At 67.6% G+C, this 9,642-nt stretch carries 7 protein-coding genes; 1 reads left to right on the top strand and 6 read right to left on the bottom strand.

The window, feature by feature from the left end:
• The first annotated feature begins 390 nt into the window (after positions 1–390).
• On the top strand, positions 391–771 hold the full coding sequence (locus tag AB0873_RS30865; RefSeq protein WP_366604184.1) for a hypothetical protein: 381 nt from the start codon (positions 391–393) through the stop codon (positions 769–771).
• 326 nt (positions 772–1,097) lie between these two features.
• Here the strand turns inward: AB0873_RS30865 and AB0873_RS30870 are convergent, their stop codons facing one another.
• The 6 genes from AB0873_RS30870 to AB0873_RS30895 all read right to left on the bottom strand — a co-directional run bounded on the left by AB0873_RS30870 (position 1,098) and on the right by AB0873_RS30895 (position 9,490).
• The gene (locus AB0873_RS30870) at positions 1,098–2,405 is read right to left on the bottom strand and encodes a hypothetical protein (protein ID WP_366604186.1); all 1,308 of its coding nucleotides are present in this window, start codon (positions 2,403–2,405) and stop codon (positions 1,098–1,100) included.
• The gene (locus tag AB0873_RS30875) at positions 2,402–5,485 is read right to left on the bottom strand and encodes a hypothetical protein (RefSeq protein WP_366604188.1); all 3,084 of its coding nucleotides are present in this window, start codon (positions 5,483–5,485) and stop codon (positions 2,402–2,404) included. Before AB0873_RS30875 ends, AB0873_RS30870 begins: the two co-directional genes overlap by 4 nt.
• On the bottom strand, positions 5,482–6,147 hold the full coding sequence (locus tag AB0873_RS30880; RefSeq protein ID WP_047890772.1) for a hypothetical protein: 666 nt from the start codon (positions 6,145–6,147) through the stop codon (positions 5,482–5,484). The genes AB0873_RS30875 and AB0873_RS30880 overlap by 4 nt, the downstream gene beginning before the upstream one ends.
• Positions 6,144–6,692: a hypothetical protein gene (locus AB0873_RS30885; RefSeq protein WP_047890771.1), complete on the bottom strand. Its 549-nt coding sequence runs from the start codon at positions 6,690–6,692 to the stop codon at positions 6,144–6,146. Before AB0873_RS30885 ends, AB0873_RS30880 begins: the two co-directional genes overlap by 4 nt.
• Positions 6,689–7,912: a hypothetical protein gene (locus AB0873_RS30890; protein WP_366604190.1), complete on the bottom strand. Its 1,224-nt coding sequence runs from the start codon at positions 7,910–7,912 to the stop codon at positions 6,689–6,691. Before AB0873_RS30890 ends, AB0873_RS30885 begins: the two co-directional genes overlap by 4 nt.
• Positions 7,913–8,293: 381 nt before the next feature.
• The gene (locus tag AB0873_RS30895; RefSeq protein WP_366604192.1) at positions 8,294–9,490 is read right to left on the bottom strand and encodes an SbcC/MukB-like Walker B domain-containing protein; all 1,197 of its coding nucleotides are present in this window, start codon (positions 9,488–9,490) and stop codon (positions 8,294–8,296) included.
• Between the last annotated feature and the right edge of the window lie 152 nt (positions 9,491–9,642).

Consider the following 9,642-nt stretch of genomic DNA (forward strand, 5'->3'; position numbering starts at 1 on the left):
CACCGCCGCCGACCCCCTACCCGACGACCTCCACGACGCACTCGAAGCCATCACCCGGCCCAGTCGACCTGCGCACTAACCTGAGCCAAGTCGGGACCGTCGCGGCGATCCTAGCCAACCCCCGCTACACCGGTCGGCAGGTCTGGAACCGCCAACACACCGCTCACGACGACGTCGAGCCCGATGGCACCGTCGCGCGGCACCGCGAGGTCCAGCGCTGGAACGTCGCCCCACAGTGGGCATCTCCCGCCAGCTCGCGCACCCAGCGCTGGTCAGCGAGGAGCAGTTCATCGCGGTCCACGCGATCCGCACCGCACCCACCCCCGCCGATGGCACTGCTCGCCGCTACCTCCTGGCCGGGCTCGGTGCTGCGGTGTCTGCGACCGCATCATGGACTCGCACTGGGTCCACGGCCGTCCCGGTTACCGATGCCGGCACGGCCACACCAGCAGCCGCACCAAGGCCTCTCCCCGACCAAAGATCCTCTACCTCCGGGAAGACCACCTCGTCGACGGCATCCGCCACGACCGCGGGCTCCACCGCCACCACCCCGCGCTGCGCAGCCCCGATCCGGAAATGGTCGCCACCTACCTCCGCACCAACAACATGATCATTGTGTGCGATCAGCGAACCTGGACCATTGAAGCCGAGACCGTGGTCTACAAGCTTGACCCCGCGGGAAGCTGCCTCGCCGCCACAGCAAAAATCCCCGTCCATCGGGACGGGGATCACGCGAAACACGAAGAACCATCACGTTTCGTGTGGAAATAACGTGTCCGAGGGGGGATTCAGACACGTCTACGTAGCACCCATATTCGAAATGGGTGTTCATGCGCCAACAGTAGCGAACTACGTTGCGTAACACTAGACCACAAGCAGGAATCGCCGGGGGAAGTCCCTCTAATTTGCTGTCCCCACGCTACGGCACGATGCGGAGCCTTGGTCAGGTCACCTTGCCCTGCGTTCCACCGACGCCAGCCATGGCGGCTGTAGCCATCTGCGGCAGGATGTTGTGGGTGTGGAGCGAGTGGGCGAGTGGCTTCGTGCCGTCGTCGACCGATCCGCATCGAGTGACTGCACTGCGGGCCGCGCCGCCGTCAGTTTCGTCGAATCCGATCCAGTGCTTCGGTCAGCGCTGCTTTGACGGTCGCCTCCTGTTCGATGGCGTAGCCACGATCCAGGCAGTTGCGGGCAAAGGCTCCGATCTGATCGTTCCGGGTCGCGAACGGTTCCAGATGTGCCCGGCTGTGAGCAGAGAAAGCCCGGCCGGGTTGGTGCCGTGCAGCGCCGACGTCGATGACGTGGACTGTCAACTCTGCGGCGAGGTGGTCGTGGATTCTCGCGGCGATACGCACTCCGCCAAGGTCGGCGTCGGTGCAGATCAGTGTTGACGAGGCCTGCACTGCTGCTTCGGCAATCAGGTTGAGGACGGGCTCTGGTGGCTGGCCGTGGCACCAAATGACCGGCACGCCCGCGTCGATATCGCATAGCGTTTCGGCGGCCTGCCGGTTTTCGATGATCAGAAGCGGCCCCGTCCCGCGGCGTATGTCGATGGAGATCGTGTGCTGAGGGCTGAGCCGGATGTCATGCGGGCCAGGCAGCGGGGAAAGATCGATGACGGCATCTGAGACCTGCAGCCGGACCGGGCCGCCGATGCCGATGTATGGGCTGCGGGATAGGCCGAGTGCAGCGAGGGCGTCGGGTTCGAATCCGAGCTCGGTCAGCAGCCGCTGAACGTCATCGCGGGCTTTGGTGCTTCCCGCGTGGGTTTGCACGAAGGCGCGGACGGAGTTGTGGACGACGCCGGCGGTCAGATCGGTTGCGGCGGTGACTGCCCAGCCGAGCCGGTCCGGGTGTTCGGTGGTGTGCAGGGCTTGGGCGACGCCGGGCCATTCATCGCGCACGTCGGCAGCGAGTTCGGCGGCGCGGGACTGCAGGGTGGACCGCTGGTCGCGGCGGACTATGCGGCGGTACCTCTCTGCGGCGGAGAGGTCGGGGTGCGGGTACACCCGCTTCGGGCTCGGTGCTGGCCGGCTGCCTTTCAGGTCGTAGCCGATGGTGACGCACGCGGCCCGGGCGAGGGCGAACACGATCGTCTCGGCTTGGGCGCCGAACTTGTCGGCGACCTGCCGCCAGGCGTGTTCGCTGCGGGTCATCCACGCCCAGTCGGTGTCGGAAAGCAGGCCGGTGGGCCGGCGCGGCGGCTGACCGAGGTTTTCGGCCCGCAGCCGCACGCTGCGGTAGTACGGGTCGCCGTTCCGGTCGCGTGGATACCGGCCACTGGCTGGTAGCGGCGCGTACACGACCAGTCCGGGATAGTCGGTGATCCAGGTCAGCACGATTTCACGATCCGGTTCTGCGTCCGGGACGGCGTTGTCGGATGCGGAGCCGCCTGGGATCGTCACGCTTGTGTCTCCCCGCGGTAGGAGGTCATCCACATGGTGAGCAGCTCGACGCGGGCTGTTTCGGACTCGCTGCCGACGACGACGGGTGCCTGGTTGTAGGCGTATGCGTCCGAGGTTCGCCGTAGCTTGATGTACAGGCTGGAGGAGCCGACGGCGTACCGTTCCATGTCGTCCTGCAGGGCGCCGACGACGCTGATCGCCCGGTCCCGGCCGATGTTCTCGAACAGGGCGACCGCGTCACGGCGGTGCGCAGAGCCGAGGTTGCGTCCGAGTTCGTCGAGGACGAGCAGCAGCGGCCGGTCCTGCGAGCCGGCAAGCGCGGCCGCGCAGACGAGTTTGACGGCTTTGTCGTCCATCTGGGCGGTGTTGCCGCGCAGCTGGTACGACGACAGTGGTTTCCCTTCGCCGCGTCGCCACCGTGGGGTGATCGCCCACTGCCAAGGCTTCTGTGGGTCTGCTGGTGGTTCTGGTTCGGGGAAGTCGAGGGCGCCGCCGTACCCGCCGTACGCCTGGTCGAGGGCATCGAACTCGTCAGAAACCTGCTTCAGCTTGGCTTTGATGGCCTTTGCGAGGGTGGCTCGCACTGCGGTCGCCGCGAGTTGGGCCTCCCTCAGGTGGTCTTCGGCGCTCTGCAGTGTCCCGGTGAGTCGTTCCCGTTCGGCGCTGATCTCGTCGAGTTGCTGCCGGTCGATGCTTTCAAGGTCGTCGAGGTGCTGGCCGATGATCCGCAGTACCTGCGGGATGAGCCGGATGTAGGCGCTGAGCCGGCGGTCGCGGCGCTGCTGGTCGACGACTTTCAGCTCCTCCGGCAGCTGCTCCTCCGGAATGCCCGGCGGGAAACACGCCTGCTGCAGCCGGTCGGTCTGCCCTGCACACAGGTCGTCCCATTCGGCGACACTGCGTTTCTGCTCCGTTTCGGTGAGGGTGAGCAGGTGCTGTTCCGCGGACGCGGAGGTGCCCGCCCACGCTTCCTGCCGACGTGGCAGGTCCAACTCCGCCCGCGCGTCGATTTTCGCCTGCCACTGGTCCTGGTTCTGCTGCAGGTCCCGGCTCAACCGTTCCTTCTCCGCTTTCGCGGCGGCGATCCGCTCGTCGCGGCCGCTCTTCTCCGAAAGCGCCGTCAGGTAAGCCTTCTTCGCATGGGCATGTGGGGCAGCGAGTTCGTCCAGCTCCTCATCGATCTTCGCGTTCTTCTTCCGTAACTTCCCGACCTGGGAGTCGATCTCGTCGGCCTCGAGCGCCGCCTTGGCTCCCTCGACCCGTCCGTCAGCACGCTTCTTGGCCCGCTGCGCGTCCCGAACGCTGTCGTCCGCCTCACCGTCGTCAGCGGACGCGGCGGTGAGGGCGTCACGGGCAGCCTGAATCCGGCCGGCGCGGCCGGTCATGGCTTCTGCGTACCCAGCAATACCATGCACCCCGGCGGCCGTGTCGATCAGTCCACCGGTGCCGGCACGGTCCCGCAGAGCGGTCAGGAACCGGGCCACGGTCACCGCCGCGTTCGCCGCCGCTGGCAGGTCTGGGCCACCCGCGAATCCGTCCGGGTCAGCTTCGACGAGCAGCGAGCCGGGGACGTCGGTGAGCGCCGCCTGCGCGGCAGTCGCATCGGTGACGACGACCGCATGCCGATACGGCAGCAGCCGTGCTTCCCAGACAGGGCGCTGCTCGTCGGTGAGACTGACCACGTCGACAAGCGGAACGGCCTCGGTGAAGCCAGCCGCGCGCAGCGCCTGCACCTGGGCGACCGCGACGTCCTCGCCGCGTTCTGCGGCGGCCAGCGCCTTACGGGCGTCCTTGACGGCTTGTTCGGTGATGCCTTTGCGGCGTTGCGCGCGGTCGACCGCGGCGTTGGCGTCGCGGAGCTCATGCTCGGCCTGGGCGACGGTCCGACCGTCCGCGGCGACCGCCTTCTCCCGCAAAGCGCGGCTACGTGTGGTGAGGAGCTCGATCTGGGCGACGTAACCGGTCTGTTCTTTCCGCAGACTGTTCACCTCGGCGTCGATGTCGTTGTACGCCTTCACCCGCTGCCGGTAGCTCTCGTCGAACGCCTTGTCGTCAGTAAGTTGACCGACTTTGACGTCGGCAGCGTCGATGGCTGCTTGGAGCTCTTTGCGTTTGGCTTCGAGCTGAGTGATGTCATGCCGCAGCTCCGCGTCCGTGGCGACACCGTCGACGAGGTAGCGGGCGCACCGCGACCGCCAACTGTCGAGCGCGTCGGCCTTTACCGTACGGGCTGCTTCGCGGGCCCGGATCATGTCTTCGGTGACGGTGACCCGCTCGTCCCACCGCTCGTACTCTTCCTTCGCGGTGTTCGCGGCGAGCGCGGCTTGGTACTGATTCTGCCGGGCCGCCTGTTCGTCGTCGATCTCGCGGGTCAGGCCGGTCAGCGCACCGATCGCATCGAAAATCCGCTCCGGGGTCAGCTCGTTCAGTGGCTGGGCCAGCAGGTTCGCTGTAGGGCTGGCTCGCACCGACGTGGACAGGAACGACACGCATCGCGCGGTCTGCCCATACAGGGTGCGGGCGAGTTTGTTCGCCCGGATGTCGGTACGACCGTTGCTGCGTGGCAACTCGTCCCACAAGCCGTCGGCGCTGCCGGCCCGGTCGTTTTCGCTGGCACCGTACGCGACGTGCAGCTGCGGCTTCCACCGCAGTTCGACGTGGGGCGCCTGCCGGTTGATCCGCAGCCACACCGTCAGCACGTCCGCCTCAAGTTCGGCGAGCGCCCGGGCGGTGGGCGGGACGAACACGCCGACGATGTAGCCGTGGTCGGCGTTCGCGTGGACGACTTCCTGCCCGGCGAGTTCGGCGGTGAACAGCAGTTCGGCGGCTGCCTGCGCGCCGGATTGCAGCCGCCACTGCTCGTCGGCGTGCAGCAGGCTGAGGCCGGCGATGAACGACGACTTTCCAGCGCCGTTGGAGTCCGACGGTCCTTGGCCGGCGATGGTGATCAGGCCGCGGGAGGTGATCGGGACCGGGTGGGTCGACAGCCGGGAGATATTGATCATTTGGATGCCGGCGAGGACCCGCGGTCCGACGATGTCGGTGGCGCCGTCGTCGACGGCGTTACCTGCTGCGGTCAACGAATGTTCTCCCTGCTGGCGGTGCGGTTGCGGCGTTCACGGATTGCGGCGGCGAGCGGATGGTTCGGGGCGGCGGCGAGGATCAACTGTTCCTGCAGCCGGGCCCGAGCGGCCGGGGTCAGGCGCAACAGTTGCGGGCCGGGCACGTATCCACCTTCGGCGTCGGCGCGGTCGCGGACCCGGGTGAGCAGCCCGGCGGCGACGAGTTTGCTCGCTGCGGCTTTTGCGGCGACCGCCGGGAGTTTGCTGGCCTTCAGGATGTCGGCCTCGGTGGTCGGGTACGGGCTCGTCCAGGTGTCGGGAGCGAGGCGTTCCTCGCTGCGGGCGATCGCGACCGAGTAGATGAGCACGAGAGCGAGCACGGCTCGCTCGACGGTGGTCAGTGGCTGCCAGCCGGCGGCGGTGAGCTGCGCGGCAACTGTGTCGTCATATCCGGAGGTGAACCGCAGCCCGTCGACCTGGACGAGGACCCGGCCTGTGTGGCGCAGCAGTTGCTCGAGTCGGTCCCGGCTGGTCGGGTCCTGCAACGCGTGCAGTTCCTGCCGGTGGACGGGTTCGCGGCTGTGCTCCAGCAGGGCGTACGCCGCTTCGACGTGTTCGCGCTGCCGGTCGGTCAGGGTCGCAAGGACGGAGTCGAACAGCGGGTTCTGGTTGCGGTTCACGGCGCCTCCCCTCCGCCTGGGTCAGACTTCGGCTGGGGGTCGGGGATCATCCGCCACAGTTCCCGCAGCGTGGACAGCTCCAGCGACCCCCACCCGGTGACGCGAGGCCCCAGCCGGACCCGGTCGGCCGTCTGCAGCACCCACCGGGACGCTTCCAGCCGGCGCAGGCTGGCGGACAGCAGCTTGCGCCGGCTGGCCCGGTCCCGGCCCGGGGTCAGCTGCTGTAGCACCTGGTCGACGTCAGTAAGATCGGCCGGCTGGCCCGGCCACAAGTCGGTGCCCGGGTCCGGCCAGCAGCAGCGCAGGCAGGCGGCGAACACTCGTAGCGTGCCGGCCGAATCCTGTAGCGTCGCCGGTTCCTGTCGGTACTCGGCGAGGACCTCCGGCGCAGCACTTGGCGGCAGGTTCGGCAGGAACCACACTGACTGGGCGTCCGGCTCGACCAGGCGCCGCATCCCTGCTGGGGATGGGCTGCCCGCGGGTGCCTGTTGCGGGCCGCCGGAGCGGATCTTCGCCCACCACAGTGCGGTGTCGTGTTCGTTCACGCCGGCGCCTCCGCCGGTGTCCGGCGCCTGAACCAGCCGTCGGTGACCCAGGTCAGGTCTCCGACCACGTTGATCCGCAGCCCGTCCCCCCAGGTCAGCAGGTAAGGCAGCTCGGGTCGCAAGCCGATCGCGGTCAAGTCCGACAGCACCCGACGGCCGGCCGCCCAATCCCCGGCCGTGTCCAACAGCTCGGCGACGGTGACCTCGTCGCGGCCGGCCAGCAGCTCCTCCGCCCGGGTGGCAAGCAGTTCCGCCTCCATATCGGCACCGACCTGTTCAGGGCCTGGTTCATCGTCAATCCGCGGCCGAGGCGGCGGTGTCCGCCCCGTGTCGGTCCGCAACCCTTCTTCGACCGCGTCGAGCAGGTCGTCAACGGTGAAGTGCGGATTCGGCGCGTCGAACAGCAACCCGTCCAGCGCGGCCGCAAGCTCGTCGGCGGTGGCGTCGCGGGCGAAGCTGCGCCACTTCTCCGCTGGCAACAGCCCCAACGCCCGGGTTCGGCCGGCCCGGTCGATCAGTCGCCGCGCCGCGGCGTTCACCGCGTCCCGATACGCGGCCAACGCCATCCGCAGCTGCGTGCACTCTGGCAACAGCTGCGGCCACTTCTCCGTCGCCAGGTTGTGGAAGACGGTCGCCTTGTCGATGAGCTCGCTGTTGCCGAGCATCGGCTGCGCCGAGGCTCGCAACGATTCGACCGTCCCGGACTTCGCCATCTGCATGATGGGGTTCGCCAGCAGCCGGAACACGTTCGCCAGGTCCTGCAGCTGCGCTTGGGTCTGCTCGAGGGTGGTATCGGCGTCCTCGATCGAGAGCCGGGCGATCGACAGCATCTGGTGCAGCTCGCCGAGGCCGCCGGTCTGCGCCAGCCGGCGCAGGAACAGCAGCATCACGTACGGCGCGAACGCCGCCTGGTAGAACATCTCGTTCCGTCGCTCGTTGACTTTGGTAACCGCACGATAGGAGCGCAGCACCTCGAACCGGCGCCGGACCGCGACGGGCGAGGTGTCTCCGCACGCAGCGATCACCTGCTCCACCGTCAAGCCGGCCGGGCCCGCGGACGCGAATGCGTTCAGGATCAACTCGTCGACGCGAACGAGCGCCGGGTCGTCGACCATCTGGTTCGCGTCGCGGGCCAGAACGGCGAACACCTGCCGGTACAGCGCAAGCACGGCGGAATCAGCAGCGTGCTCCTCAAATGGCAGCTCTGCGATCTCGGTCACCAGTTGGTGCCTCCGTTGCCCCCCTTGGATCGGGTGCCGGGGCGGGCTGAAGTGATCGTCGGCGCCTCCGGGATGCCGGTGGCCTCGGCGGTTACGGTTCTCGCCGGCCGCGAGCCGCTTGGAGCTGGGTCCTCAGGCCTCGGCTGATCGACGGCATGTGCCCGGTACCGCCGTGGCCGGCATAGCTGACCGCGCGCGGGGGTTACTACCAGTGCGCTCCGGGTCACCGGAGGATTGTGCATTGCCATCAATAACACAGTCCTCCCCCGCTCAGCCAGATCACACTGCCGCGTCGCCGCGAGAGGCGACGCCCGCAACCGTGGTACTCGCGCATCATCTCGGTCTGGAGCCTTTGCGTGGCCAGCTTGGCGCCCTGTCAGCCTATTCAAGTAGGCCACGACCAAGGTCATCGTTGATGATCCTCTCTCGTTCCGAGGCGTCGGCCCAGTGCGCGTGACTAGTTGTCAGGGACTTCTCCACGACTAGTACATGTTCGGCGTTCTCGGTGATGGAACGCATGTGGCTGATCACCGTGACCAGCCGGCCGGTTGTGCTGTGGTCGGTCAGCGTATTGAGGGCATCGCGCAGGAAGGTGGTGTCAAGGGTGCCGAAGCCCTCGTCGAGGAAGAGCGCTTCGACGTGACCGGTCGCACGGCTGGCGAGTTCGACTACGGCGAGCGCCAGGGCGAGGCTGGCGAGGAACGTTTCGCCGCCGGAGAGCGTCTTAACATCTCGGGCAGCCATGGTGTCCATATCGATGATCCGGAAGTCGGCCGTGAACCTGTAGCGGCCACCGGAGATCGAGAGCAGGATCTCGCTTGCCTGGTGAAGCAGCGCTTGGAGGCGCCGGCTGACCGCCTCAGCGATGAACTTGCCCTCGGCCAGCACTACCGACAGTTGTGCAAGAACCTCGACTGTGCCAGCCGCAGCATCAATCCGCTCCTGCAACGCGTTCACCACGGGGAGTTCCTCCCGGGCGCGCTCGATCTGCCTTTTCAGGTTCTGGACCGTACCGTGGGCGGCGAGGTATTGCTGCTCGAGGTCTTCTTCGCCGGCGGCACCAGCCGTATGGCAGGCAAGGCCGATGGCCTCTCCAGCAGCCTTCTCGGCACGCTGCTGTTCGTCGATTTTTGCGGCGCAGATGCCGAGGAGTTCCTTTGCCTGAGCGAGAAGATCAGCAGCCCAGTGCGCCTGCGTGTCCAGGTCTACGTGCGCGGCGGGCGCGGCCGCCGGTTCTTCGAGCCCGAATGCCCCTGCGGCGTCGTTAACCCGCTGCGCCAGGGTCAAGAGCTTGTCTCGCAGCGTCGCCGCCGGCTTGGTGATCTTCTTGGCGTAGGTCGTCTCCAGCGCCGCGCTCCGCGAGCGCAGGCCGGTGAGCGCTTGTTCGGCGCCGGTCCGTCGGCCGGCCAGCTCCTGAAGGAGTCGCTGATGGGCTTCGGCTGCTGCCTTCTGTTGCTGGACTTCCGCGACGTCCAGTGGTGTGGCGAGAGTGAAGCGGGCGGGTAGGCGGCTGGCCGCCTCGTCGATCGATTGGCGCAAGGCGACGTTGTCGCGTTCCTGCTCCTGATGGGCAGACATGCGCTTGGCGTGGGCCTCTGAGAGACCGTCGGGTAACCGGGTGGCTACGCGGCGAGAAGTCGTTCAGCGTTGATGCGTCGGGCGGCTTCGCGTTCGGTGGCGTTGGCCCAGCGGATCGCTTGGCCGGCCAAACGTATCGTCATGAGTCGAAT

Source organism: Micromonospora sp. NPDC047707, from assembly GCF_040704235.1.
Lineage (GTDB): Bacteria > Actinomycetota > Actinomycetes > Mycobacteriales > Micromonosporaceae > Micromonospora.